The sequence below is a fragment of the Candidatus Palauibacter sp. genome (assembly GCF_965216145.1).
GTDB lineage: Bacteria > Gemmatimonadota > Gemmatimonadetes > Palauibacterales > Palauibacteraceae > Palauibacter.
Window position 1 is genome coordinate 2907451 of the sequence record NZ_OZ244149.1, and the last position, 24967, is coordinate 2932417.

The following is a 24967-nucleotide window of genomic DNA, read 5'->3' on the forward strand; positions in this document are numbered from 1 at the left end:
GCGAATGATTGCGACGGTCTCGTTTTCCGGGAGGCGCGTCATCATCACCCAACCGCAGCCTCTTGATGACCGGTGGGGAGTTCCCCCACACCTTCCTACGCCACGTCGGTGCTCCATGCCGCAATCCGCGCCTTCGTTGCCTTTTCGAGCCGGTAGTAGCCACGACGCGGAGATGTGATGACGAAGCCGCGGACAGGCTTCCCGTGCTTCGCCAGCCAGCGACACGCAAAGTAGATGGCGGAATCTTTCCCGCCGCGCGGCCCGGCGTACCCGTGCTCGAGTACATGGGCCACCACGTCGTGGAGTCGGACTGCTTGATTCTGGCCATCCAGAGCGATCAGGCCGAGCAGCAACGCATCGTCCCTGAAGAGCCCCCCGTAGCCCTCGGTGCCCCCTGTACGCAGGTCGTCCGCGACCGCCGGTGAAGGCGGGAGTGAGTCATCGTTCGGGTCTGTGCCGCTCAGTCGCGGATGCGTGATGTCTTTCGGCCGCCGACTGCCGCGCAACGAAGGATGCACCAGGACGTGCCACTCGGCCTCGGACGGAATGGCATCGCGGACTTGCCGAAACCGAGCCTTGTCGAAGTCCGCGCCCTGGAACACGACGACGTGCGGCGCGAGCAGGCGCACTTCCTCCAGGAACAGCCCCCTTTCGAGTTGGGGGTCGACGAACGTGCAATCCTGCGCGCCACCCTTGTTCCGCCGGCCTACCGTGACCCACTTGTAGAAGTTTGTCAGGGCGATGTAGGAAAGCGGATTGCTTCTGAGCGAGTAGCCGTCTCTCAAGATGGCCTGGCAGGTCTGATCGCGGTCCTTGATCTGGTCCCACTCCTGACCCGGGCAGGCGTACTTCAACACCGTGAAGTAGGTGCCCGCGATGTGAGGATTGAGCGAGGGCAAAGGCGTGCACTCGATCGCCCGACGTCTTTCCTCGAAGTGCTGGAGTCGACCGGGCGTCTCGTCGGACCCGATGTCGCGTCCGACGACGAGCAGCCTCTTCACGTCTGGGTCCGCGCCGTACTTCGAGCCGATGTACGGGTAGGCCGCGAACTTCCAATCAGTTTGTAGCGGTGTTGTCCCCGTCTCCGGATCGATCCCCGAGTCGCAAAAAAAGCGCCGGTAGAGGGCTTCCACCTGCCCGCGGTATTGGACCGTCAAGGCGCGGCTTTCCTTCCGCCTCGAATCGATGAGAACTCTTCCCACGCCTCGGCCGCCACGGCCGATCCGATGCGGTACACGAACTCGGCTTCCCCGGACAGCGGACGATCCTCGCCGGGAAGATCGATGACGGTCCGTGCGGCTACCGGGCTCGAGAACGCGAGTACCGATGCCAAGACTGCTTGCGTCTTCATCAACCTCTCCGTTGCGGTGGTCGCCCGATCACTCATCAAGGAATCCGCGAAGGACGAGGTTCCCGAACAGTGCGTCTTCAGGGGGGGTGGTGAGCCCCTCTGCGATTTCGACGTCCTGAAAGAACGGCGCGTCGGCGTGGAAACGCTGGATCTCGGTTTGGTGCCCTACGCGCCGGACGTTGAACAGCGAGATGTCATCGCTGTCCCTCGCGCGCGCTTCTCGCAGGATGGCGCTGCACAGGAGCGGGGAATGGGTGGTGACGATCACCTGGCGGCCTTGGTCCAGGGCCAGCGAAGCGAGCAGGCGGGCGATCAGTTCCAACCGCCTCGGGTGTACGCCGTTCTCCGGTTCCTCCAGCGCGACGAGCGAACCGCCCCACGGATTCACGACGATGGCGCACAGGGCAATGACTCTCAGCGTGCCCTCGGAAATCACGCGGGCCGAGTACGTAGCTTCGCCCTGCTGGGTCCACAGGTCGAGCGTCCCCTGCTGCTCGTTCAACTGCACGTGCAGCGCGTCGATGCCCGGCACGATGGACCGGAGCGCTCGGCCGACGGCGTCGAAGTGGTTCTGGGATTGGGCCCGGATCTTGTACAGGAACGATGCGATGAATTCGCCGTGCATCCCGATGTCGAACACGTCAGTCGGGGATTGAGGCATCCGCATCGCGGTGCGCGGCTCCAGGTAATACGTGCGCCAGTTAAGGAGTTCGTTGCGGACGTCCTCCAGCCACGGATATCCGTCGCCGGCCAGACTCCGGTCGGAGAGAATGGCGTGATTCTGCCCCAGCGCCTCCTGGCGAGGAGGGCCGGGCTTACCCTTTCGCCGAATGCGAAGGCTGTTCTCTTGGTGCTCGATCGCCGCCGTCACGTTCTTCCGCTCGCGGCCCGCCCTGGTGAGTTGAGTCAGATACTCGTCCTTGATGCGAAGTTCGCCCGACGTGAAGTCCATCTCCGGCTGCACGCGATACCGATAGTTGCCCCCTCCGTGCGTTGAGACATCCGCCTCCAGCGTGAAGGAGGCGGCTCCGTTCTGGAACAGAGCCGGCCACCCTCCGGCGCCGAAATGAAAGGTCTCCAACGGGTATCCCCGTAGCGGCTCGAAGGCGTCGGCCAGCGTACGCTGGTTCCCGATCCACGAAAGCGCCTGGATGGCCTCGAGGAGGTTGCTCTTCCCGGCCGCGTTGGTGCCGAACAGCACCGCGAGTTGCGGCAACTCAACCGTGACGTCGGCCAGAGACCTGAACTTCCGAACCGTGAGTTTCTTGAGCATCGGACTTTCCTTGGTGGCCCGTCCTCCGTCCCGCACGACGGAGCCGAAACGCGTCGACCGGTTCCGGGCGGGACGGAACATAACGTACCCGTCATCCTCCGTCCCATCTTCGATCTCGCAACGTTATGCTTTGAGTGAGGGTCGATCGGTCTTCTCCGGCGAACGTGACGACGGTCTGCGGGAGGTGCGGGAAGGATGATCTGGATGTCCGGGAGGTTCTTGTGACGACCGGCGAGAGCTGCGAAAGCGGAGGTGTGGGATTGAAGGATGCCGTCAACCTCGAGGAGAAGTTTGGCCTGCTCACGGAGCACTGGCAGCCGCGCGTCGTGGCTGAACTCAACGACTACCAGTTCAAGATCGCGCGCGTGAAGGGCGAGTTCGTGTGGCACGACCACGCGGACACGGACGAGGCGTTCTTCGTCCTGGAGGGCACGCTGCGGATCGACCTCCCCGACCGCGCCGTCGAGGTCGGCCCCGGCGAACTCTACGTCGTCCCGCGCGGCGTACGGCACCGCCCGGTCGCCGAGGAGGAAGTGAAGCTCATGCTCGTCGAACCCCGCGGCGTCGTGAACACGGGCGACGAACGCGGCGACCTCACCGCCGAGTCGGACGTGTGGATCTGAAGGGAGACGGATGATGTCTCAGGCCAAGGGGCCGTCGGTGGATCCCGCCCTCGACCAGTACGCTGACGAGGCGCGCGAACGCTGGGGGCACACGGGCGCGTGGCGAGAGTCGGTCCGGCGGACCCGGGGCTACTCGGAGGACGACTGGGCCCGGATCCGGGCCGAGGGCGACGAGGTGTTCGGGCGCATGGCCGCGCTGATGGCCGAAGGCACGAGCCCGACGTCCGCGGCCGCCATGGACCTCGCCGAGGCGCACCGGCGCCACATCGACCGGTGGTTCTACGCCTGCAGTCCCGACATGCACCGTGGGCTGGCCGCCATGTACACGGCGGACCCCCGCTTCACGGACTACTTCGAGGAGCGTCACGAGGGCCTTGCGGCCTTCGTCGCGGACGCCATCCGGGCCAACGCGGCACGCGCCCGGGAACCTTCCGAGCGAGACGGATAAGAGGTGGGACTCCACGGTCCCCCGGACTCTCGTCGAAGAATGCGTTTGTGGCGAGGGCGGGGCTGAACGAGCAGGCTGAAGCCGCGACGCGCTTAGGGATTCTCGGCCCTCTCGTCGAGCCCCCTAAAAGGGTCGCGCGGACTCTCAACCCGGGTTCAACGCCCCGCAGCCGTCGGCCATGAGGGCGCCGGCACTCACGCATGCGCTTTGCCGGCATTCATTTGCAGACGACCCCATCGCCGTCCCCGTCCCGCATGTACTCGTAGGCCGGGTGGTCCCGTGACACCGGAGCGATGGCGTGCGCCCGGGCCTCAGCGCAGCTTATCCGTCCGTTCCCGTTGTCGTCGTAGAGTGCGAGCGGCGAGCCTGGAGTCGCCACTTGAGGAGCGGGAGGTTGCGTGGCAGGCGGGATCGTGATGGGACTGCCCGGTGCGACGGGGTTTGTGATGCGCGGCGCAGCTTCGACCTGTGACGGATCGGATTGCGGTCCCGGCCCCGCGGTGAGGAGGACGGTAACGAGGGCCGCACTGGCGGCACCGGCGAGGAACCAGGGGAGGTTCGACTTCCAGTCGTTCATTGGTGCTCCTGTGCCCCCATTCATGGGCGAATGGCGTTGATTGTGTCGGGGACGGATCGTGGCGGCGAGCGACCGGGCCACACGCTTGAAGAGCGACGCACCGAGCGCGTCGGAGTGGACGAGTTGGCCGGGGCGGGAGGTCACATACAGATCGCCCTCCATCGCCTCATAGCGATTGCCGTCGTCCGGCATCTGCTGGACATCCTGCCAGGTTATCGAGCGAAGCGGCATGGTCCGCGCATCATGGCTCCGGGCGGGAGTCGTCCCCTAGTCGGACCCCATGGTCGCCCGGACTCTCAACCCGTGCTCAACTCGCGCTTGCCATCGCCCTCCGGACATGCCCTTGTAATGACATGGCCCGTCTTGCGTTGGACGTACCCGAGGATTTGCTCGAACGCCTCCGGCAGCGAGCGCGGGAGACCCACCTCACGATCCGCGAGGTGGTGCTCGCCGCCATCGAGCGCGAGGTGGACGGGCGGGAATTCCGCGAGCACTTGGCCGCGCATCCGATGACCGATCTAGGCATCGAGGCAGCCCGGCTGGTCCGCGAAGAGCGTACGCAACGCGACGGCGGGGACGAATGAGCTTGCAGCGTGAAACCGCGATGAGGTCCATCGGGAACGAGGCCGACTACGATGCGGCCTTGGCTGCGGTGGACAGGCTAATGGGCTCCGCACCCGGCACCGCCGAGGGTCACGCGCTGGAAACCCTCGTCGCGCTCATCGAGCGATACGAGGCGGAGCACTGGAAGGTCGGCCCCCCCGCGTCCATCAGCGAGTGAGCTGCGGCCGGTCCTCCGATAAGCGGATCAGAAGTCGGGGGCGAACACCGCCTCCAGGTCGATTGAACCAACCTGTTCGGTGCCGAGTCTGATCGGGAGAGTTCCCGTGAAACGCTCGCGTCGGCGCTCCTCTCCGAAGCGCCACACGTCGATGGTGTTCTCGTCGGGGTCGACGATCCAGTACTCGCATACGCCCTGACGCTCGTAGAGGCGGAGCTTGAGCCCCCGGTCGCGCTCCGCGGTCGAGGGGGAGAGGATCTCGACCGCGAGGTCGGGAGCCCCCGTGAGCCACGCGTTCGAGATGAGCTCGCGACGCGCCTCCGATACGAAGAGAAGATCCGGCTGGACGCCTTCCCCCGTGGAGCGGAACTCGACGCCGAACGGCGCCTGCACGACCACGCCGTGCCCGGGTTGTTCCAGGATCCGGTCGAGGGCGAGCATCAGGCGGAGGCTCACGCGCTGGTGGCGAAAGGTCGGGGCGGGGGTCACGTACGCGTCGCCCTCGATCGCCTCGTGGCGATTTCCGTCGTCCGGCAGCTGCTGGACGTCCTGCCAGGTGATCGAGGGGAGTGGCATGGTCGCCACATTATAGTTCCGGGCCGGGGTGGCTTCCAATTCCGACCCTACGATCGCCGCCTCCATCATCCCGCTCTCGACGGGGGGGTGCGTCCCGGTTCGGCGCGCCACTGCCTGTCGCCCGGGCTGGAACAATTCGCGCGAGAAAACGACCTCGAGGTCGATGACACCGACCTGTTCGACGCCGAGCCGCACCGGCAGCGCCCGTGTGAAGCGCTCCTCCTCGGGCGCCTCGCCGAACCGCCACACGTCGACGGTGTTCTCGTCGGGGTCGACGACCCAGTACTCCCCAACGCCCTGTCGCTCGTAGAGCCCGAGCTTGACCCCGCGGTCGCGGTCTTCCGTCACCGGAGAGGTGATCTCGATCACCAGATCCGGTGCGCCCACGAGCCAGGTCTCCGTGATGATCCCTCGCCGTTCGTTGGACACGAACATGAGGTCCGGCATGACGCCTTCGCGCGTCTCCGGGAACTCGACGGCCGTCAGGGTGACGAACGTCTGTCCGTATCCCGGCTTGTCCAGGAGGTAGGCAAGCGCCGTGATGAGCTCCCCGCAGACCAGTTGGTGGCGCGTGCTCGGAGCCGGCGTACCGTACAACTCGCCATCGATCGCCTCGTGGCGACGTCCGTCCTCCGGCATCTGGAGGGCGTCCTGCCAAGTCATATAGGGGAGTGCCATGGTCTACTCAGGATAGGTCGGCAAGCGAGCCCCAGCCACTTTCGGGCCACCATCTTCCGCTCGTCGGACTCCCGCGGCGGTCTTGTCAGCCGGGCTGGGCCGGCGCACCGTGCTCAACGGCCTGAATCCGTGATCGTCTCACGCAATCGTCCAGTCTCAACCCGGCGAGGTTGCCATGCGCGTCCGACCCTTCTGCGCGTTCTTCGCGCTTCTCATCCTCTCGCTTCCGGCGGCCGCTCCGCTCGCGGCACAGAGTGCTCCCGATCCGACGGCGTATGAGACGCTCCAGTGGCGGAACATCGGCCCGGAGGGGAACCGCTTCAGCGCCGCGGCGGGGATTCCCGGCCAGCCGTACACCTACTACGTGGGCGCGGCCTCGGGCGGCATCTACAAGACGACGGACGGCGGGGTGAACTGGGACGAGATGTTCGACGACCAGCCGGTGCAGTCGATCGGGTCGCTCGCCGTCTCCGTCGCCGATCCCAACATCGTCTGGGCGGGAACGGGGGAGGGGAAGATCCGCAGCCACATCTCGGTCGGGCAGGGCGTCTACAAGTCGACGGACGCCGGGGAGACATGGACCCTCATGGGGCTCGAACCCACGGGACGGATCCCGCGGCTCGCCATCCATCCCACGAACCCGGACATCGTCTTCGCCTGCGCGCTGGGCCATTCATACGGGCCGCAGCCGGAACGCGGCGTCTTCCGCACCGTGGACGGGGGCGAGAGCTGGGAGCACGTCCTCTTCGTCGATGAGGACACGGGGTGCTCGGACATCGCGATGGATCCCTCCAACCCGCGCGTCCTCTTCGCCGGCACCTGGCAGCTCGAGATCCACACCTGGGGGCGGACGAGCGGAGGGCCCGGGGGCGGACTGCACGTGTCGCGCGACGGCGGGGACACGTGGGAGAAGCTGAACGGGCCGGACAACACGATCGGCCTGCCGACCAAGCCGGTCGGCAAGGTCGCCGTGGGGATTGCGCCCTCGAACCCGCAGCGGGTGTACGCGATGCTCGAGACGGGGGACGGGATCCCGTGGAACGGCGAACCCACCGAGGACGGCCAGCTGTGGCGCTCGGAGGACGGGGGGCGGAACTGGTCGCTCATCACCCGCAACCGGAATGCGATGGGGCGGCCCCACTACTACTCCCGCGTCGTGATCTCGCCGGACGATGAGGACGAGGCCTACTTCCTCACGGCTTCCTTCACGGTGTCGACGGATGGCGGACGCACGCTGGATGTGACGCCGCGCCCGCAGGCGCCGGGCGGCGACCACCACGACATGTGGATCGATCCCGTGGATACCGACCGCATGATCGTGGCGCACGACCAGGGGCTGTCGATCTCGATCAACCGCGGGAAGACGTGGTTCCGTCAGCGCCTCACGAACGCGCAGATGTACCACGTGACGGTGGACAACGCGGTCCCCTACAACGTGCTCGGGAACAAGCAGGATGAGCCGACGTATCGCGGTCCGAGCAACAGCCGGATCCTCGGCGTCCGGGGGATCAACCACATTCCGCGCGCCATGTGGCACCACGTCGGAGGCGGCGAGAGCGGCTGGGCCACGCCGGATCCGACGGACCCCAACATCGTCTGGTCCTCGGCCTCGGGGTCGGGGATGGTGGGCGGGATCGTCGTCCGCTACGAGGAGGAGCGCCGGCAGTACCGGGCCGTCGAGGTGTGGCCCGAGCAGAGCCGGGGGGCGGCGTCGGGGGTTCGCTACCGCTTCGTGTGGGACGCGCCGGTCCACATCTCGCCGCACGACAACGAGACGGTGTACGTGGGGAGCCAGCACGTGCACCGGACCCGGAACCGCGGGCAGAGCTGGGAGGTCATCAGCCCGGATCTGACGCTGAACGACCAGAGCCGCATGGGACTCTCCGGCGGGCTCACGGGCGACAACATCGGCGTCGAGTACGCGGGCGTCGTGTTCGGGATCGCCGAGTCCCCGATCGAGGCGGGGCTCATCTGGGCGGGCACGAACGACGGGCGCGTCCACATCACGCGCGACGGGGGCGCCAACTGGACCGACGTCACGGGGAACGTCGACGGGCTGCCGGAGTGGATCGCCGTGCGCAGCATCGCCGCCTCGCGCTACGACGCGGGCACCGCATACATCGCGGCGGACGGCCATCAGGTGAACATCCGCGACCCGCACGTCTACCGTACGCGCGACTTCGGCGCCTCGTGGGAGAAGATCACCGACGGGATTCCGCCCAGCATGCTGAGCTACACGAAGGTGATCGTCGAGGACCCGGTGCGGCCGGCGCTCCTCTACGTGGGCACGGAGAACGCGGTCTACGTCTCCTTCAACGACGGGGATGACTGGCAGCCGCTGCAGAACAACCTGCCGGCGGCACCGGCGTCCGGGATCGTGGTTCAGGAGCACTTCAACGACCTCGTGGTCGGCACCTACGGGCGCGGGTTCTGGATCCTGGACGACCTGTCGCCGATCCAGCAGCTGACGCCGGAGGTTATGGCGTCGACCTCACACCTGTTCGCGCCGCGCGCCGCGTACCGCTTCCGGCCCATCACGCCGCCGTCGATCCCGTATGACGATCCCACGATAGGAGAGGATCCGGAGTACGGGGCCTCGCTCAACTACTGGCTCGGGGCGGAGGCCTCGGAGGCGCCGACGATCGAGATCCTGGACGGGTCGGGGACGGTCGTGCGCACGCTGGAGGGTCCGAACCGGGCGGGGGTGAGCCGGATCCACTGGGACCTGCGGGACGAGCCCAACGACGCGATCCGGATGCTCACGCCGCCCATGTACGCGGAGCACATCGACGTCGGCGAAGAGGGAAGGCCGGCGCCCGGCGGGCAGCGGATCTCGATTCTCATGCCGCCGGGGCGGTACGCGGTGCGCCTGACGGTCGACGGGGCGACGCACGAGCAGCCGCTGACGGTGCTGAAGGACCCGCACTCCGGGGGGACGGAGGCGGACATCGCCGAACAGATCGCGTTCATCCGCGACGTGCGCGAAGACGTGGTGCGGGCGGGGGAGGCGGTCGAGCGGGTGGAGGCGATGAGGGTCCAGCTGCGGACGCTGGCGCGGTTCGCGGAGGACGAGGACGTTGCCGTCTCGGTGGAGGATCTGCGGCAGAAGCTGATCGACCTGCAGGAGACGATGGTCGACCTGCGCCTCACGGGTCAGGGTCAGGACGGCGTGCGCTTCGAGGCGCGGCTCCTGCAGAAGCTCGGCTACCTGGTCGGCGCGCTGGCCATCGCGGACTTCCGTCCCACGGACCAGCAGACGGAGGTGAAGGCCATCCTCCGCGAGGCGCTCGAGGCACACCTGGCCGAACTCGAGGAACTCGTGCGGACGGACGTCACGGCGCTGAACGAGATGCTGCGCGGCCTGGGCATGCTCATCATCACCGACGACGCGTCCTGACCCGCCGCGGTGGGAGCCGCTGAAAAGAGGAGGAGCGCCATGATCGATCGCCGACACTTCATCGGAGCCAGCGTCGCGGGAGGCCTGGGCGCGGTGGCCGCCGCTTCGGGGTGCGCGCCCGAGGGCGGGTCGGGCGGTGCCGCGGCCGGGAGCGCGGATGGCGCCGCGGCCGTGCCCCCGTTCGAGCTGGACGAGGTGACGGTCGACCAGCTCCAGGCGAGCATGGCGTCGGGCGAGCGCACGGCACGTTCGATCGCGGAACTGTACCTCGCACGGATCGAGGCGCTGGACGGGCGGGGACCCGAGTTGCGCTCGATCATCGAGACGAACCCCGACGTGCTCCAGATCGCGGACGAGCTGGACGCCGAGCGCGCGGCCGGCAACGTGCGCGGGCCCCTCCACGGGATCCCTGTGGCGCTCAAGGACAACATCGACACGCACGACCGCATGACGACGACCGCGGGGTCGCTCGCGCTCGAGGGCTCGATCCCGCCGCAGGATTCGGGCGTCGCCGCCAGACTGCGCGAGGCCGGAGCCGTGATCCTCGCCAAGGCGAATCTCTCGGAGTGGGCCTATTTCCGGGGCATACGCGCAACCAGCGGATGGTCGGCGCGCGGCGGACAGTGCCGGAATCCGTATGCGCTCGACCGAAACCCGTGCGGCTCGAGTTCCGGGTCGGGCGTCGCGGCTTCGGCCAACCTGTGCGCGCTCACGGTCGGGACCGAGACGGGCGGCTCGATCATGTGCCCCTCGTCGAGCAACGGGATCGTGGGCATCAAGCCCACCGTGGGGCTGTGGAGCCGGGCCGGCGTCATCCCGATCTCCCACTCGCAGGATACCGCGGGGCCCATGTGCCGGACCGTGCGGGACGCGGCGGTTCTGCTCGGCGCCTGCACGGGCGTAGATCCGCGGGATCCCGCCACCGCAGCGAGCGAGGGGCGCGCGTACGCCGACTATACGCAGTTCCTGGACCCGGCCGGGCTGCAGGGCGCCCGCATCGGCGTCGTGCGCACGTTCCCCGGCTTCGACCCGCGCGTGCTCGCGCTGTTCGACGAGGCCATCGAGGCGATGCGGGCCGAGGGCGCCGTGATCATCGACCCCGCCAACATGGACGCCGCCGCCTGGAATGACACCCTCTCGCTCGTCGTCCTCGAGTGCGAGTTCAAGGCGAACCTCAACGCGTACCTGGCCGGGCTGGGGCCGGACGCCCCCGTGAAGAGCCTCGCCGAGGTGATCGAGTTCAACAAGCGCAACGCGGACCGCGAGATGCCACATTTCGGGCAGCAGCGGCTCATCGCCTCCCAGGCTCGCGGGCCACTCACGGACCCCGAATACATCGACGCGGTGACCACCATCCAGCGCGCGAACCGGGAGGATGGGATCGATCGCTTGGCGCGGGAACACGATCTCGACGCGATCGTCGCCCCGACGCGGGATCTCCCGTGGCCGACCGACCACATCAAGGGCGACCGCCTCGACGGGGGCAGCTCGGCCGCGCCCGCCGCGATCGCCGGCGTTCCGGACATCACGGTGCCGATGGGCTTCGTGCGCGGGCTCCCGACCGGGATCTCGTTCTTCGGTCCGGCGTGGACGGAGCCCACGCTGCTGCGCATCGCCTACGCCTACGAGCAGGCCACCCAGGAGCGCCGCCCGCCGACGTTCGCCGCTACGCTCGGGTAAGGGGGCCTCCTCTGGCGGATCGATGCGCCAGTGGAGTTGGCTGAGATTTCCACCAAGTTGCCAGACGGATCCGCCCGGAGCTAGATTGGGTCTCGATACCCGTCGGCAGCGTGCTGTCGGCTCAAGGGCCGCTCTTTGGGGCGGTCCTTGCTTTTTAAGGAGACGGCATGAGAACGAGGATCTATGTCGACGGATTCAACCTGTACTACGGAGCCCTCAAGGGAACACCGTTCAAGTGGCTTGACCCTGTCAGGCTGAGTGCGCTCCTGCTTCCCGCGGCATGCGTGCTGGACAGAGTGCTTTACTTCACCGCCCGCGTGTCGGGGATTCCAGACGGCGGTACGCCGGCTCGTCAGCAGGTATACCTGAATGCGCTTGGTACGCTTCCGGAGGTTGATGTGTATTTCGGCAGCTTTCTGGCCAAAACGGTCTGGCGACCGCTCATCAACCTGCCGGTGGCCGGTAGCCAGATCGACACACCCAAACCGGTCGTCCTGCCTGCGGGCGATCACACGGTCGCGGTTCCAGACACACGGACATTGCCCGTAGGCACCTACTCGGTACCCGGGGCTCGGAGGCAGAGGCGGCAGAAGGGCTCGGCACCGCTGCCGGATGCGCTGGTTGCCGAATTCCACACGCAGGAGGAGAAAGGATCGGACGTCAATCTCGCCGCCCATCTGCTGAATGACGCGTGGGGAGATCGGTTCGAAGCAGCAGCCGTTATCTCGAACGATACCGATCTCGTGACGCCAATCCGCATGGTCACCCAGGAACGAGGCAAGACAGTGTTCATTGTCTGTCCGGGACGCGGGCGCGTCGCTCAGAAGCTCGACCAGGTGGCCAGCCATAAACGCCATATCCGGACTGCGATGCTGGGGAAAGCGCAGTTTCCCGACACGCTTCCGGGTACGGTGATCTCCAAACCGAAGGGTTGGTGAGGCCCAGAGAAGCTGAAGGCGCGGTCTTGTAGAGGGTCAGCCTCCTCGCACGAGGGCGATGCTGCCGTTGACCGTGCGAAGTTCAATCTCGGGGCCGCCACCGCCGATCTCGCCGGAGGCCGACTTCGGTCCCCAGCGGCCGCGGATCGTGAGCGGGAACTCTGTATCGATGGAGCCGTTGACCGTTCGGATGTTCACGTCCGCATCGGTCCCGTCCGGCAGGATGAGCCGGATGCCGCCGTTCGTCGTCCTGAAGCGGAGATCCTCGGTGGGTCCATCGGCCAGCCGCGCCTCGATGTCCCCGTTGACCGTCTGCGCGGAGACCGCTCCCGCGCCCCCGACCGCAACGTCCCCGTTCACCGTCCTCGCCTCCACGTCGCCGGAGATTCCCTGCGCCTCGATGTCGCCGTTGATGTTACGGGCCTCGAAGCCGACTCCGGCCGGGATCTGGACCGTGAAGTGCACCTTCACATCGTTGTTGCGGACGCTCATCTCGTAGTCGTCGCCGCGTCCGCACCGATTCTGGTCCCGCCCCCGCCGCGACGGGTAGACCGCGCAGATCAACACGCCCCGGTCGTCCTCGATGACCTCGATGCGGACCGCGTCGGGATCGTCGTCATCCGCTTCCTTCGTCGCCTCGACCCGTACCTGGCTCCCGTCCGTCGCGCGGGCCGTGATGACGCCGTTCACATTCCGGATCGTGACCGCGTCCCCGCTCTCCACGGCGCCCTGCCACTCGAAGTCCTGAGCGTGTGCCGCGGCCGTGCCCGAAATGACCAGCAACGCCGCTGCCGCGGCGAGTCGTCGCACCGAATCTCGCATCGTCCCGCTCCCTGGTTGCCTGTTCCCGGTTTCCATTCCTGGTCTCCTATTCGTCGTCCCAATCCGGGACCCGCTCCCCGGGCCGGATGAGGAGGATGTCTCCGTCGAAGGACTTCAGCGCGATGGCGGCCGATCCATCTCCCACGGTGAATTCGCCTCCGCGCAGCCGGCCTCCCCGGAACTGGATGGGGAAGGAGGGGAGGAGTTCGCCGTCGAACGTGGATACCGAGATCCGGGCGCCCACGCCCTCCGGGAGGGCGAAGGTCACGTCCCCGTCGTGCGTGCTCAACGAGTAGCTTCCGCCCTCGTGCACGGCCCCGTCGTACCAGATGTTCCCGTCCACCGCGGTGACGGAGACGGCCCGGGCATCGGCGTTGGTGATGACGATGTCCGCGTCGATGCCGTGTACGGTCGCTTCGCCCCTGGCGCGGTCGATCCACACATCGCCGTCCGCCACGTTGACGACGGAGGGCCCCGTATTCGCGAGCCGCACCTCCCCATCGAGCGCGGCGACATCGACTCGTGCCGCGCCGTCGATCTCCACGTCTCCGTCGGCCGTGCGCACCTCAACCGCACCGTGCGCGACGCCGACGACGGTGATGTCGCCCTCGCGCCCGGTCACGCTCACGTCGACATCCTCCGGGACCCAGACGACGAGGTCCCCATCGTCTCCCCGGTCGCGCGCGCCCACATGAAAGGTCGCGCCCTCGGACCGGACCCGTACTCCGCCTTCCCGGTCTTCCAGCAGCACCCTCACCTCGCGGCCCCCGGTCCCGGTCACATTGACGTCGCCCTCGCGGTGGGAGATGGCGATACGGATGCCTTCCGGCACCACGAACGTCGTATCGCGCGCGGGCTGCGCGGTCGCGAGCGCCAGGGCGAAGAGCGCGGCAGTCATCAGTCGCTTGCCGCGAGTTGCGCGGCCTGCGCGAGAAACTCGGACTTGCGCCGCATCGTGCCCGTCATGTGCTGCTGGAGATAGGGATCGTCCGGCACCTCGCGGAGCGCCGCGTGCGCGTCCTCGATGGCCCGGTCGATCGTCACCAGGGCGCGTCGGATGCGCGCCACGGTCTGCGGCGGCAGCGGTCGCTCGGAATCGAACAGCACCCGTTCGAGTTCGGCGATGAGGTCGGCGTATTCCTCCGCCGTCGCCTCCGCCTCGGTGCTGGTCGAGGTGCTCCGGGCCGCCGGCGGGAGCAGGGAGGGGCGGCCGATGGAGGGGGGGCCGCCATCGGGCGTGCCGCCCCGGGCGCCGACCATCCAAACGAGGGCCGCGGAGAGCCACACCAGCGCCACAGCCGCGGCGAGTTGGGGCGCGAAGCGGGCGATCCCGCGCGCGGCCGGCCGTTGCCGGGCCGGTGGATCGGCGACGTCGGTCTCCGCGGAGGGCGCCTCGACGTCCGCCCCGAGGCGGGCCGCGATCCCGGGCCACAGGTCCCCGGCCGGCTCGCGCGCGCCGAGGCGGCCCGCCCGCTCCACCACGGCCTCCAGCTCGGAGAGCGTGCTTGCGCAGTCCTCGCAGCTCTCCAGATGCCGCTCGACCAGCGTCTCTTCCTCGGGTCCGAGCCCCCCGTCGAGATACTCCGACAGGCGGTCGCGGAACCGATCCTTCGAATGTCGGCCGTCCGTCATGCGCTGAACCCTCCCGGCCTTCCGGTACGCCTCTGGACGCGTGTCAGTGTTCCACCCGTCATGCGTCGAGGTGCCGTCTCATGATCATCCGCGCCCGGTGCAGTTGCGACTTGGATGTCCCCGCCGTGATCTCCAGCATCTCCGCGATCTCGCGGTGCTTGTAGCCCTCGATGTCGTGCAGGACGAACACCTGTCGCGCCCTCTCCGGCAGCCGCTCGATCGCGACCTCGAAATCGAGCCGGATCTCGATGCTGTCTCGCCGCGCCCGGGCCCGCGTGAGCAGGAGTTCGCCTCCCGTCTCCCGCTCCCGCCGCACCTGTACGGCCCGCAGACGGCTGTAGACCACGTTCACCGCAAGCCGGTGGAGCCACGAACCGAACGCCGCCTCGCCGCGGAACGTCCCCAGCTTTTCCCACGCCCGCACGAAGACATCCTGCGTGAATTCGTCGGCGCGCTCGCTCCCGGCCAGCCGGCAGACGAGTCCGTACACGCGCGACACATGGGCGCGATAGATCCGCTCGAACGCCGCCCCATCACCGAACGCGGCCGCGCGCACGTCCGCCGCGACGCCGGCGGGGACTCGCCCCCCCTCCCCCGCGTCCGACCCGTGCCGCCTCGCTTCGCCGTTCGATTCGATCGCTACCTGGCCCGTCTGTCCCCCGTCCGCGTTCGATTCCTGAGACGCGCTCTGCACCGGGAAGGTTGGAGTCCGCCTTCCGGCTTCGCGGCGGTTACGGGTGGGCATCGACGGCTTGCGGCTGGCGTTCGAGGCGGAGCCAGACGACGCCGGCGAGGATGAGCAGGGCGCCGAGCCACTGCCCGCTCGACATGCGCTCGCCGAGGACGAACGCCGCCAGTGTGAGCGAGACCGCCGGCTCGGCCGTGGCGGCGATGGCGGCCCGGGCCGGCCCGATCCACTGGATCCCGACCAGAAACGCCGTGATCGGGATCGCGGTCGAGAAGAGGCCGATCGCCCCAAGGAGGGCGAGCGGGGCGGGCGCGAGAGGCACGCCGATCCCTCCGGTCGCGAAGGCCGTCAGGGCGATCACGATCGCGGTCGAAGTGATCACCGTCGCTGTCGAGGATACAGGCGGGAGTCCCTTGAGCACCCCGTGGCTTCGGACAACCCATGTCGCCAGCAGCACCACGGCAACCGCGACCAGGCCGACGCCGAGCAGATTCCCCGACCGGACCCCGGATCCGACGGTGAGTGCGCACCCGGCGGTTGCGAGCAACAGCGCGGTGATGCGGCGTGAGGTCAGGCGCTCGCCGACCCAGACGCGCGCCAGGAGCACGGTCATCGCCGGATAGCTGAAGAGCAGGAGGGTGGCGAGCGAGGCCGAAAGCCGGTCCAGGCCGAGCATGTAGCACATTGCGTTGCCGGCGTAGAGCACGCCGAGCAGACACAACCCGGCCACGCGCCCCCGGGGCGGGCGCGGGCGTCCGGTCGCAAGCACGAACGCCCACACGAGTCCGCTCCCGAGCACGAAGCGCCACACGAGGAGCGGCAGTACCTCGACCCCCTCGGCCAAAGCGAGCTTGGCCAGCACCGGCAGGGCCCCGTAGCCCAGCGAGGCGATGGAGACGACGAGGAGGCCCCGGGTGATGTTGCGCATGAGCGAATCTCGCCTCGCCCACCGTCGGTCGCCACTTTGACCGGGAGGGACAGAGCCCGGGGGGGCATGCCGGAGGCACCGGAACGAGGGAGAATAGCGATGCCGAGTTCGGACTTTTTGCGTCGGGGCGCGGGCGTCTTCGTCGCCGGCGCGGCGCTGGCGGCGTGTTCGATCTGGGTCGAGACGCCCGACGACAGGCGGGAGACGCCCTCCGCGGAAGTGCCCGCGGCGGAACTGGACCTGGCGGACTTCGAGATCGTCGATCTCACGCACACCTTCGGTCCGGAAACGATCTACTGGCCGACGGACACCGCCGGGTTCCGGCTCGACGAACTGGCGTTCGGCGAGACCGAGGCCGGCTACTTCTATTCCGCCTACACGCTCGCGACCGCCGAGCACGGGGGAACGCACATCGACGCGCCGATCCACTTCCACGAGGGTGGGGGCGACGTCGCGTCGATCCCGCTGGAGCGGCTGATGGGGCCCGCGGTCGTCATCGACATCACGGCGCAGGCCGCGGCCGACGCCGACTACCGGCTCACGGCGGACGATATCGAGGCGCACGAGGCGGAGCACGGGGAGATCGCCCCCGGCAGCATCATCCTGCTCCGCACCGGGTGGAGCGCGCGCTGGCCCGACGCGCTCGCCTATCTGGGCGACGACACGCCGGGAGACGCGTCCAACCTTCACTTCCCGAGCTACGGGGAGGAGGCGGCGCGGCTCCTCGTCGAAGGACGGGGCGCGGCGGTCCTCGGCATCGATGCGGCGTCGATCGACTACGGTCCCTCGACCGACTTCATCGTCCACCAGGTCGCGGCGGCGGCCGGCGTCCCCAGCCTCGAGAACTTGACGAATGTGGACCGGCTCCCCGCGCGCGGGGCCACCGTCATCGCCCTCCCCATGAAGATCTCCGGTGGTTCCGGCGGCCCCCTGCGGGCGGTCGCGCTCGTCCCCGTCTCCGAGGGATCCGATGAACCGTGATCCCCTTTCCGCCCGTTCAAAGTCACCCGACATTGCGCGCGATCCCGGGATCGTCGCTCCGCCGCTCGCACGCGGCGCGGAGAGCCGGGTGAAGCGTCTCTGTCCAGAGGAGGGGTCTTGATCACCAGGAAGCGCCTGTCCGCGTTCGCCATCCGCACGTTCGCCCTGTCGGCCGTGGCCGGCTGGGTCGCCCTTTCGCCGCTGGCCGCGCAGTCCGGCCGCATGGCCGCGCCGTCGCGCGGCGGCATGGTCGTGAGCAGCCACTACCTGGCCTCGGAAGTGGGCCAGGAGATCCTCGAGCAGGGCGGCAACGCGGTCGACGCGGCCGTGGCCACCGCCTTCGCGCTCGCCGTGACGCTGCCCTCCGCCGGCAACATCGGTGGCGGCGGCTTCCTCGTGTACCACGGGGCCGAAGGCGAGGTCACGACCTTCAACTTCCGGGAGAAGGCGGCGCTCGCGGCGACCGAACGCATGTATCTGGACGGGACCGGCGAGGTCCGGGACAACTCGAACCGCATCGGGCTGCTCGCGATCGGGGTCCCCGGCACGGTGGCCGGGATGTGGAAGGCGCACCAGCGGCTGGGGCGGCTGCCCTGGGCGGACCTCCTGGAACCCGCCATCCGGCTGGCGGCCGACGGGATGCCGTCCACGTGGGCGATGCAGAACTGGCTGCGCTCCCTGCCGGGCCGGGCCGGGCCGCTGTACGACGCGACGCGCGAGGCCTTTCTCAAGGACGGCGTCCGCATGTACGAGCCGGGGGAGACCTTCAGGCAGCCGGACCTGGCCGAGACGCTGCGCCGCATCCAGCGCGACGGGCACGACGGCTTCTACCGCGGCGAGACGGCGAAGCTCGTGGCCGACTTCATGGCGGAGCACGGCGGCCTGATCACGGAAGAGGACCTCGCCCGCTACGAAGCCGACGAACTGACCCCGATCCACGGGACGTATCGCGGCTACGATGTCTACTCGATGCCGCCGCCCAGCTCCGGCGGGACCGGACTCGTCGAGATGCTCAACATCCTCGAGGGGTACGACCTCGCGGAGATCGGGCACAACTCGGCGCTCTACCTCCACCTCCTCACCGAGTCGATGCGGCGCTCGTACGCCGACAGGGCACTTTATCTGGGAGATCCCAAGTTCAATCCCGACATACCGATAGATCGCCTCACATCCAAGTCGTACGCCGGACAGCTCAGGTCGAGCATCGACATGGAGCGCGCTTCGCGCAGCGACTCGGCCGCCTTCAACGCCGTCTTCGCGGCGGAGAGCGAGGAGACGACGCACTACTCGGTAGTCGATGCCGAGGGCAACGCGGTGGCCGTGACCTACACGCTCGAGTTCGGGTACGGCTCCAGCATCGTCGTCCCCGGCGCCGGCTTCCTGCTCAACAACGAACTCGGCGACTTCAACGCGATCCCGGGCCGGACGAACTCCCGCGGCACGATCGGCACGCCGCCCAACCTCGTGGCGGCGGAGAAGCAGCCGCTGTCGAGCATGACGCCGACGATCGTGGCGCGAGACGGCCGGCCGGTGCTCGCGATCGGAAGCCCCGGCGGACGCACGATCATCAACACGACGCTCCAGGTCGTGCTCAACGTCGTCGACCACGGGATGACGGGGTCGCAGTTCGGGCGGGCGATCGAGTCGCCGCGCATCCACCACCAATGGTTTCCCGACGTGACGTCGTTCGAGGAGTGGGGTTTCTCGCCCGATACGAGGCGTCTGTACGAAACGATGGGTCACGCGGTGAGGAGCCGCGGCGGGCAGGGAAGTGCGATGGGGATCTACATCGACTGGGACACCGGGCTGCGTTGGGGTGCCGCCGACAGCCGCGCCTTCGACGGCGGCGCGCGCGGCAACTAGCCGGCAGATGCAGGTGGACGCATCCGGCCTCTCCGGGGAAGGCGGCTATGAGCCCCCCTTTCGCGTCACCCCGGAGATCGTGCGCCATGTGGCCGACATCGGCGAAGCCATGGGCAGGATCGAGTCGGAAGGCGGCGAAAACGTTCGCCCCGCGCTACGGCGCGCCAATCGTATCAGGACCGTACAGAGCACGGTCGAGATCGAAGGCAACACGCTAGGCGTCGAAGAAGTCGCCGCCGTACTTGACGGCAGGCGCGTCCGGGCGCCGCCCCGCGACCTGCTCGAGGTCCGCAACGCGTTCGCGGCATATGAGGCGATGCCGGATTGGATGTCGCACTCGGTCGCGGACCTGCTGCGGGCGCATCAGATAATGATGGACGGACTCATCGAGGCGCCCGGCCGCTTTCGAACCGGCGGTGCCGTCGTCGCGGGCCCGGAGGGCGTGGTCCACATCGCGCCTCCGGCCTCCCGTGTGGAGTCCCTGATGTCGGCCCTGCTGGGTTGGCTTGAGGAGACGGACGAGCATCCGCTGATCGCCAGTTCCGTGTTTCACTTCGAGTTCGAGTTCATCCACCCCTTCGCCGATGGCAACGGGCGTATGGGCCGGCTTTGGCAGACGCTGATCCTCGCCCGTTGGAAACCCCTCTTCGCCGCGCTGCCGGTCGAGAGCATGATTCGAGACCACCGGGCCGGCTACTACGAGGCGCTGCGCGAGAGTGGCCGGGCGGGCGAGTCCACGGGTTTCGTGGAATACGCCTTGCGGATGATTCGCGAGGTCGTGTTGGAGCACGTACGAACCGAACAAGTAACCGAACAAGTAACCGAACAAGTGCGCCGCCTCCTTGCGGTCATGGATGACAGCGCACTGTCCGCGAGGGAACTGATGTCGCGTCTGCAGCTGACGCATCGCCCGAATTTTCTCTACAACTACCTGCGGCCCGCGTTGCGTCACGGTTTCATCGCGATGACCCGGCCGGACGCGCCGCGCGCCCACAACCAGCGGTATCGCCTCACGCCGAGTGGACGTCATCGGGCGGCGGCGCCGGGTTGAACTTCCGCCGGTAGTAACGGGTCCAGACGACGATGGCCGGAATGCCGATGACCGTCGGCAGAATCCACGGCACGACGGCGAACGGTCCCGCGATCTCGTAGGCCCACAGGCGCGGCGCCCCGAAGACGGCGAACGCGGTGTGGAACGCGATGCCGCCCCCGAGCATCGACCCCATGTGGCTGTAGAACCACCCCATGCGCTCCAACCCCGGATGGCGCATGAGCCGCAGCATGTTCCGCCCGGTGAAGAGGCCGATCGGGCTCAGCCCCAGCAGGATCGGCGAGATGCCGGACCACACGCCCAGCGCGTACGCGATGACGGTGACGCTGCCCGCGATGGACGCCCAGCCGAGCGCTTCGTGAAACGGGGTCCGCAGCGTCTCCGGCGCCCGGCGCGTGGCCACGACGCGCAACGCCTGGCGCACCATGGCGAACGTCGTCACCCCGAGGTAGCCGAGGAACAACGGGAAGCCGTAGAGGTCGGGACGCTCGGCCACGCCGATGCCCTGGCTCAGATAGGCGACGATACGTCCCGCCGAGGCGGTGACCGCCGACAGCGTCACGACGTAGGCGCAGTAGGTGTAGACGCGGCCCGCCCGCACGTGCGCCCGGCCGCCCTTGCGAGCGAACACCGGGATCCAGAACGCGACGAGACCGACGAACCCGGTGGCGACGTGCGCCCAGATGAGCACGCTGAACAACAGGGTCATGATTCGGAGCCGGGCGGGGAGGCGAGCCGCCGGTCGATCGCCGCCAGCGTCTCGTCGCACCAGGTCACCTTCGACCCGATGGAATGGATGCCCATCCGCCGACCCGCGCCTCGCACGGGCGTCAGCGGGGGGCGCCCTCCCAGCCCGGTCCCCGCACCACCTGCCCCGGGGTGGCCCCCGTGGGTTCTCCCTCCGACAGGACCTGCACCCCGTTCACGAACACGTCGCGGACGCCGGTCGCGAGCTGGTGCGGCTCCTCGAACGTGGCGTGATCGGCGATCGTCCCGGGATCGAACACCACGATGTCGGCGAAATAGCCGGACGTGAGACGGCCGCGCCCCTCGATGCGCAGGTTGGCGGCGGGCAGCGACGTCAGCTTCCGGACCGCCTCCTCGAGCGGGATGATCCCCTCGTCTCGCACGTACCTGCCGAGGAGCCGCGAGAAGTTGCCGTAGGCGCGCGGGTGGGTGCTGGAGCGGACGAACGGCTCCTCCGGGGCGAGGGATCCGGCGTCGGAGCCGAAGCTCACCCACGGGAGGGCGACCTGACGGCGGACGTTGTCCTCCGACATCATGAAGTAGACCGTGCCCACGCGGCTGTCGTCCTGCACCACGAGGTCCATGGCGGTCTCCTCGATCCCGGTGCCGCGGGCGGCGGCGACCTCGGCCAGCGTCCGGCCCGTCAGGTACCGGAGCGAGTCCTGCCGGAAGCCGACGAGCAGTACCCGTTCGGGTGATCCGGCGGCGAGGAGCAGGTTCTCCCATTCGTCGGTAGGCGTCCGCATCTCCTCCGCGATCCGCTCGCGCGTCGCGGGATCGCGCAGCCGCTCGATCATCGCGGCGTGGCCCCCCTCGTGGATCCAGGGCGGCATCGCCGCGTCGAGCCCCGTCGATCCGGCGGTGTAGGTGTACATGTCCGCCGTAATCTCGAGCCCCTCGGCGCGCGCCGCCTCCACACGTTCGATGACCTGGTCGAGCTTGTCCCAGTTCTCGCTGCCCGCCGCCTTGAGGTGGTAGATCTCCGCCCGCACGCCGGCTTCGCGCGCGATCGTGAGGAGTTCGTCCACCGCTTCGAGGAGGCGGTTCCCCTCGCTCCTCATGTGGGAGATGTACCCGCCGCCGTACTCGCCGGCCGCGCTCGCGAGCGCGATGAGTTCGTCCGTGCCGGCGTAGAACGCGGGCGCGTAGATGAGCGACGAGCCTACCCCCAGGGCCCCCTCGCGCATCGCGTCCCGCACGAGGTCCTGCATGCGGCCCAGCTCCGCAGGCGTCGAGGGGCGGTCCTCGTGACCCAGCTCGTGTACGCGCACGGTGGTGGCCCCGATGTAGGAGGCCACGTTCGTCGCCACGCCGCGTGCCACGAGGTGGTCGAGGTACTCGCCGAGCGAGGTCCACGGCACCTCGAAGCGCACGTCCCCCTGCCGCTCGACCATGTCCCGCTTCATCTCGGGATTGAGCGGTCCCATGGATGAGCCCTCACCGAACACCTCGAGCGTCACGCCCTGGCGGATGTCGCTGAGCGATCGTCCGTCGACGAGGAGCGACTCGGTCGCCCACGAGAGCATGTTGATGAAACCGGGCGACACCGCGTGGCCGGTGGCATCGATCGTCGTCGCCGCCATGGCGCCCGCGAAGTCGCCGACCCCGGCGATCGTGTCGCCGGCGATCGCCACGTCGGCGACGCGCGGCGGGTCGCCGGAGCCGTCGTAGACCGTGCCACCGCGGATGAGGACATCGTACTCGTCGGTGGGGACCGGGGCCGAGCAGGCCCACGAGGCGGCGAGCGCAGCCGCGAGGGCCGTTCGCGTCATCCGGGTCGGGGCGGCGCTTCCATGAATCCGTCGAGGCATGAATGCTTCTCCGGCGAGGGGGTAGGTGTGGCCAGGTGGATCTTACCGGCCCGGTGGGGCAGGTGCGACCGCGCGGTTACCTTGCCGCAGGCACAACAGACCCGCCCGCCCGCGCCCACGTAGCGGGCGATGCACATTCCAGTCTTGGGAGGACGAAAAATGTCGAATTCTGTGAAGTCGCTGCGGCTGGGTACGATCGCCGCGGTGGCCGGGGTTTTCCTGGTCCTGATCCTCTTCGTGTTCGGCTTCAACCGGGTGGACCAGTACGAGGTCGCGGTGAAGCGGAACCCGGTCACCGGGGCGGTATCGTCCCGCCCCTACACGCAGGGCCTGTATCATAACGTGCTGCGGTCCTGGACCAACTATCCCCTGCGGGAGGTCCAGTACCCCGCCGGAGGACAGGCCGAACGGCTCGATGCTCTCACCTCGGACCAGCTTCAGATCGCGGTCGATGCGGCCTATCGGTATCGCATCAATCCGGACAGCGCCGTCCATCTCTACCTGACCGTGGGGAACGTGAACGCCGTCTCCTCGTTCGTCTACAACACCTACCGCTCCGCCATCCGGGACGCGATCGCAGAGATCGAAGCCTCCGAAATCCTGTCCACGGAACGGACCGGGATCTCCGCCCGCATCGAGGCTCTGATGACGAGTCGCCTGAATCCGCGCGGGGTCGAGATCACCGACTTCTTCGTACGCGAGGTCGCGCCGCCCGAGACGATCCGGGAGGCGATCGAAGCCAAGCTGGCGCGCGAACAGCAGGTGCAGTCCGAGGAGTACCAGACCCAGGTCGTCGTCGAGCAGGCGAACCAGCAGCGCGCGGAGGCCGCGGGTATCCGGGACGCGCAGGACATCATCGCCCAGAGCCTCGCGGGCGTGTCGGGCGAGCGCTACCTGCACTGGCGCTACCTGGAGATGCTCGGGAAGATCGGTGAGGGGACGAACAACATGGTCATCGCGCCGACCGAAGGCGGGATCCCCCTCTTCTTCTCTCCGAACCGCTGACCCCGGGCGCCGGCGCGCCGGCCCGGGGCAACCGACCGCCGACCCGCGAGTGTCCCACCCGACGAGGTAGACGGAGGGCGGCCTTCGAGCCGCGATCGTTCACTATCCGGCGCGGAGCGCGCCGGTGATCGGGGAGGACCCGGAGGGGGATACATGAATCAGGAATCAGGGAAGTCGCTCGCGGTCGCGCTCGGCGTGGCGCTGCTCGCGGGGTTCGGCTTCGGAGCCGGACCCGTCACGGCCCAGGAGGAGGGCGAGGACGATCGGCGCGAAAGAGTGTCGATCTTGTCTTCCGGCAGCGGCGGATATCTGGGCGTCGAGATCCGCGATGTCGATGAGGAGCGCGCCTCCGACCTCGGCATGCCGAGGCCCTACGGCGCCTTCATCAGCGACGTCGTCGCCGAGGGACCCGCGGACGAGGCCGGCCTCAACAACGGGGATGTGATCGTGCGCTGGAACGGCGAGCGGCTCGAGAGCGTCGCCCAGTTGCAGAGGCTCGCGGGGGAGACGCCCCCGGGTCGCGAGGTGCAGCTCACGGTGCTCCGCGACGGAGCCGAACGCGAGCTGTCGGTCGAGCTCGGGTCGAGGCGGTCGTGGTTGAGCCAGGCCGCTCAGGGTGGCCTCGTCGTCAACCCGCCCACCTCGTGGCGAGGGCTCACATGGCTGTCGCCGCCGAGCGTTCAGATTCAGCCCGGCCGTGGCGGTGCGAATATCCGGTTCTTCGGTCGGCCGCGACTCGGCGCGAACGTCCAGACGCTGGGCGACCAGCTGGCGGACTATTTCGGCGTGGAGGGCGGTGCGCTCGTGACGTCGGTGTCGGCGGACTCGCCGGCCGCCGCCGCCGGACTGCTGGCAGGGGATGTGATCGTGGGCATCGACGACGAGGACGTGAGCGACCCGGGCGACCTCACGCGGGTGCTCGCCGACATCGAGGCGGGCGAGGTGTCGGTCCGCATCGTCCGCGACGGGACCGAACGCACCCTCACCGTCGAACTGGAGGAGGTTGACCGCATCTTCCGTTGGCGCCGCGGAGACGACGACGGAGAGACAGGGCTTCCGAGCTTCGGGCCGGGCTTCGGGCCAGCCTCGTTCCGCCGGGTTTTGCTTAGCGTCTGAC

General features: G+C 68.5%; 24 protein-coding genes. 12 read left to right on the forward strand and 12 right to left on the reverse strand.

The window, feature by feature from the left end; genetic code table 11:
• Positions 1-95: 95 nt before the first annotated feature.
• The 3 genes from ACOOHF_RS12375 to ACOOHF_RS12385 are packed head-to-tail and all read right to left on the reverse strand — an operon-like array spanning position 96 to position 2624.
• Positions 96-1157, reverse strand: a complete 1062-nt coding sequence (locus tag ACOOHF_RS12375) for a hypothetical protein (RefSeq protein ID WP_420461925.1) — start codon at positions 1155-1157, stop codon at positions 96-98.
• Positions 1154-1351, reverse strand: coding sequence for a hypothetical protein (locus ACOOHF_RS12380; RefSeq protein WP_420461926.1), 198 nt, complete (start codon positions 1349-1351; stop codon positions 1154-1156). Before ACOOHF_RS12380 ends, ACOOHF_RS12375 begins: the two co-directional genes overlap by 4 nt.
• Before the next feature lie 28 nt (positions 1352-1379).
• The gene (locus ACOOHF_RS12385; protein ID WP_420461927.1) at positions 1380-2624 is read right to left on the reverse strand and encodes an AAA family ATPase; all 1245 of its coding nucleotides are present in this window, start codon (positions 2622-2624) and stop codon (positions 1380-1382) included.
• Positions 2625-2884: 260 nt separating this feature from the next.
• Between ACOOHF_RS12385 and ACOOHF_RS12390 the strand changes: the two genes are divergently transcribed.
• Together ACOOHF_RS12390 and ACOOHF_RS12395 are read left to right on the forward strand one after the other, a co-directional pair.
• A complete protein-coding gene (locus tag ACOOHF_RS12390) occupies positions 2885-3247 on the forward strand; it encodes a cupin domain-containing protein (protein ID WP_420461928.1) in 363 nt (120 codons plus the stop codon).
• Positions 3248-3260: 13 nt separating this feature from the next.
• On the forward strand, positions 3261-3695 hold the full coding sequence (locus ACOOHF_RS12395; RefSeq protein ID WP_420461929.1) for a TipAS antibiotic-recognition domain-containing protein: 435 nt from the start codon (positions 3261-3263) through the stop codon (positions 3693-3695).
• Positions 3696-3912: 217 nt separating this feature from the next.
• Here ACOOHF_RS12395 and ACOOHF_RS12400 read toward each other — a convergent pair whose 3' ends face one another.
• Positions 3913-4503 (reverse strand): excalibur calcium-binding domain-containing protein, encoded by a 591-nt coding sequence (locus ACOOHF_RS12400; protein WP_420461930.1) that lies wholly within the window; start codon positions 4501-4503, stop codon positions 3913-3915.
• Between the two features lie 155 nt (positions 4504-4658).
• Between ACOOHF_RS12400 and ACOOHF_RS12405 the strand changes: the two genes are divergently transcribed.
• Positions 4659-4856 carry a hypothetical protein gene (locus ACOOHF_RS12405; protein ID WP_419942060.1) on the forward strand — a complete coding sequence of 66 codons (198 nt, stop codon included), beginning with the start codon at positions 4659-4661 and terminating at the stop codon, positions 4854-4856.
• 20 nt (positions 4857-4876) lie between these two features.
• A complete protein-coding gene (locus tag ACOOHF_RS12410; protein WP_420461931.1) occupies positions 4877-5053 on the forward strand; it encodes a hypothetical protein in 177 nt (58 codons plus the stop codon).
• A 27-nt stretch (positions 5054-5080) separates the two neighbouring features.
• On the opposite strand, the gene ACOOHF_RS12415 is transcribed toward ACOOHF_RS12410, so the two are convergent.
• The gene (locus ACOOHF_RS12415; protein WP_420461932.1) at positions 5081-6307 is read right to left on the reverse strand and encodes a Uma2 family endonuclease; all 1227 of its coding nucleotides are present in this window, start codon (positions 6305-6307) and stop codon (positions 5081-5083) included.
• A gap of 175 nt (positions 6308-6482) precedes the next feature.
• Here ACOOHF_RS12415 and ACOOHF_RS12420 point away from each other — a divergent pair, with 175 nt between their 5' ends.
• The 3 genes from ACOOHF_RS12420 to ACOOHF_RS12430 all read left to right on the forward strand — a co-directional run bounded on the left by ACOOHF_RS12420 (position 6483) and on the right by ACOOHF_RS12430 (position 12322).
• Positions 6483-9704, forward strand: coding sequence for a sialidase (locus tag ACOOHF_RS12420; protein WP_420461933.1), 3222 nt, complete (start codon positions 6483-6485; stop codon positions 9702-9704).
• 39 nt (positions 9705-9743) lie between these two features.
• On the forward strand, positions 9744-11384 hold the full coding sequence (locus tag ACOOHF_RS12425; RefSeq protein WP_420461934.1) for an amidase: 1641 nt from the start codon (positions 9744-9746) through the stop codon (positions 11382-11384).
• Between the two features lie 167 nt (positions 11385-11551).
• Entirely contained in the window at positions 11552-12322 is a 771-nt protein-coding gene (locus ACOOHF_RS12430; RefSeq protein WP_419935163.1) for an NYN domain-containing protein, read from the forward strand.
• A 36-nt stretch (positions 12323-12358) separates the two neighbouring features.
• On the opposite strand, the gene ACOOHF_RS12435 is transcribed toward ACOOHF_RS12430, so the two are convergent.
• Genes ACOOHF_RS12435 through ACOOHF_RS12455 form a run of 5 tightly spaced genes read right to left on the reverse strand, consistent with a single transcriptional unit; the run spans position 12359 to position 16392 of the window.
• A complete protein-coding gene (locus tag ACOOHF_RS12435) occupies positions 12359-13132 on the reverse strand; it encodes a DUF4097 family beta strand repeat-containing protein (RefSeq protein WP_420461935.1) in 774 nt (257 codons plus the stop codon).
• A gap of 58 nt (positions 13133-13190) precedes the next feature.
• Positions 13191-14042: a DUF4097 family beta strand repeat-containing protein gene (locus ACOOHF_RS12440; RefSeq protein WP_420461936.1), complete on the reverse strand. Its 852-nt coding sequence runs from the start codon at positions 14040-14042 to the stop codon at positions 13191-13193.
• A complete protein-coding gene (locus ACOOHF_RS12445) occupies positions 14042-14776 on the reverse strand; it encodes a zf-HC2 domain-containing protein (protein ID WP_420461937.1) in 735 nt (244 codons plus the stop codon). The genes ACOOHF_RS12440 and ACOOHF_RS12445 overlap by 1 nt, the downstream gene beginning before the upstream one ends.
• 58 nt (positions 14777-14834) lie before the next feature.
• Positions 14835-15470 (reverse strand): RNA polymerase sigma factor, encoded by a 636-nt coding sequence (locus ACOOHF_RS12450; RefSeq protein WP_420461938.1) that lies wholly within the window; start codon positions 15468-15470, stop codon positions 14835-14837.
• Between the two features lie 37 nt (positions 15471-15507).
• Positions 15508-16392 (reverse strand): DMT family transporter, encoded by an 885-nt coding sequence (locus tag ACOOHF_RS12455; RefSeq protein ID WP_420461939.1) that lies wholly within the window; start codon positions 16390-16392, stop codon positions 15508-15510.
• 99 nt (positions 16393-16491) lie between these two features.
• Here ACOOHF_RS12455 and ACOOHF_RS12460 point away from each other — a divergent pair, with 99 nt between their 5' ends.
• From ACOOHF_RS12460 to ACOOHF_RS12470, 3 genes are all read left to right on the forward strand, one after another.
• The gene (locus ACOOHF_RS12460; protein ID WP_420461940.1) at positions 16492-17373 is read left to right on the forward strand and encodes a cyclase family protein; all 882 of its coding nucleotides are present in this window, start codon (positions 16492-16494) and stop codon (positions 17371-17373) included.
• A 117-nt stretch (positions 17374-17490) separates the two neighbouring features.
• Complete coding sequence (gene ggt, locus ACOOHF_RS12465; protein WP_420461941.1) at positions 17491-19236, forward strand: gamma-glutamyltransferase; 1746 nt, start codon at positions 17491-17493, stop codon at positions 19234-19236.
• Positions 19190-20287, forward strand: coding sequence for a Fic family protein (locus ACOOHF_RS12470; RefSeq protein WP_420461942.1), 1098 nt, complete (start codon positions 19190-19192; stop codon positions 20285-20287). Before ggt ends, ACOOHF_RS12470 begins: the two co-directional genes overlap by 47 nt.
• Here ACOOHF_RS12470 and ACOOHF_RS12475 read toward each other — a convergent pair.
• Positions 20247-20996, reverse strand: a complete 750-nt coding sequence (locus ACOOHF_RS12475; RefSeq protein WP_420461943.1) for a hypothetical protein — start codon at positions 20994-20996, stop codon at positions 20247-20249. The two genes, ACOOHF_RS12470 and ACOOHF_RS12475, sit on opposite strands and share 41 nt — an antisense overlap.
• Before the next feature lie 121 nt (positions 20997-21117).
• The gene (locus ACOOHF_RS12480) at positions 21118-22845 is read right to left on the reverse strand and encodes an N-acyl-D-amino-acid deacylase family protein (protein WP_420461944.1); all 1728 of its coding nucleotides are present in this window, start codon (positions 22843-22845) and stop codon (positions 21118-21120) included.
• Between the two features lie 159 nt (positions 22846-23004).
• Here ACOOHF_RS12480 and ACOOHF_RS12485 point away from each other — a divergent pair, with 159 nt between their 5' ends.
• Together ACOOHF_RS12485 and ACOOHF_RS12490 are read left to right on the forward strand one after the other, a co-directional pair.
• The gene (locus tag ACOOHF_RS12485; protein ID WP_419935173.1) at positions 23005-23850 is read left to right on the forward strand and encodes a prohibitin family protein; all 846 of its coding nucleotides are present in this window, start codon (positions 23005-23007) and stop codon (positions 23848-23850) included.
• 153 nt (positions 23851-24003) lie between these two features.
• A complete protein-coding gene (locus ACOOHF_RS12490) occupies positions 24004-24966 on the forward strand; it encodes a PDZ domain-containing protein (protein ID WP_420461945.1) in 963 nt (320 codons plus the stop codon).
• Position 24967: the final 1 nt, after the last annotated feature.

Bases quoted from the DNA above. Each gene is read 5' to 3' on its own strand.
- ACOOHF_RS12380 (WP_420461926.1), bottom strand. From the start codon at position 1,351: ATGAAGACGCAAGCAGTCTTGGCATCGGTACTCGCGTTCTCGAGCCCG.
- ACOOHF_RS12385 (WP_420461927.1), bottom strand. From the start codon at position 2,624: ATGCTCAAGAAACTCACGGTTCGGAAGTTCAGGTCTCTGGCCGACGTC.
- ACOOHF_RS12395 (WP_420461929.1), top strand. From the start codon at position 3,261: ATGTCTCAGGCCAAGGGGCCGTCGGTGGATCCCGCCCTCGACCAGTAC.
- ACOOHF_RS12400 (WP_420461930.1), bottom strand. From the start codon at position 4,503: ATGCCGCTTCGCTCGATAACCTGGCAGGATGTCCAGCAGATGCCGGAC.
- ACOOHF_RS12410 (WP_420461931.1), top strand. From the start codon at position 4,877: ATGAGGTCCATCGGGAACGAGGCCGACTACGATGCGGCCTTGGCTGCG.
- ACOOHF_RS12415 (WP_420461932.1), bottom strand. From the start codon at position 6,307: ATGGCACTCCCCTATATGACTTGGCAGGACGCCCTCCAGATGCCGGAG.
- ACOOHF_RS12420 (WP_420461933.1), top strand. From the start codon at position 6,483: ATGCGCGTCCGACCCTTCTGCGCGTTCTTCGCGCTTCTCATCCTCTCG.
- ACOOHF_RS12425 (WP_420461934.1), top strand. From the start codon at position 9,744: ATGATCGATCGCCGACACTTCATCGGAGCCAGCGTCGCGGGAGGCCTG.
- ACOOHF_RS12430 (WP_419935163.1), top strand. From the start codon at position 11,552: ATGAGAACGAGGATCTATGTCGACGGATTCAACCTGTACTACGGAGCC.
- ACOOHF_RS12440 (WP_420461936.1), bottom strand. From the start codon at position 14,042: ATGACTGCCGCGCTCTTCGCCCTGGCGCTCGCGACCGCGCAGCCCGCG.
- ACOOHF_RS12445 (WP_420461937.1), bottom strand. From the start codon at position 14,776: ATGACGGACGGCCGACATTCGAAGGATCGGTTCCGCGACCGCCTGTCG.
- ACOOHF_RS12455 (WP_420461939.1), bottom strand. From the start codon at position 16,392: ATGCGCAACATCACCCGGGGCCTCCTCGTCGTCTCCATCGCCTCGCTG.
- ACOOHF_RS12460 (WP_420461940.1), top strand. From the start codon at position 16,492: ATGCCGAGTTCGGACTTTTTGCGTCGGGGCGCGGGCGTCTTCGTCGCC.
- ACOOHF_RS12475 (WP_420461943.1), bottom strand. From the start codon at position 20,996: ATGACCCTGTTGTTCAGCGTGCTCATCTGGGCGCACGTCGCCACCGGG.
- ACOOHF_RS12480 (WP_420461944.1), bottom strand. From the start codon at position 22,845: ATGCCTCGACGGATTCATGGAAGCGCCGCCCCGACCCGGATGACGCGA.
- ACOOHF_RS12485 (WP_419935173.1), top strand. From the start codon at position 23,005: ATGTCGAATTCTGTGAAGTCGCTGCGGCTGGGTACGATCGCCGCGGTG.
- ACOOHF_RS12490 (WP_420461945.1), top strand. From the start codon at position 24,004: ATGAATCAGGAATCAGGGAAGTCGCTCGCGGTCGCGCTCGGCGTGGCG.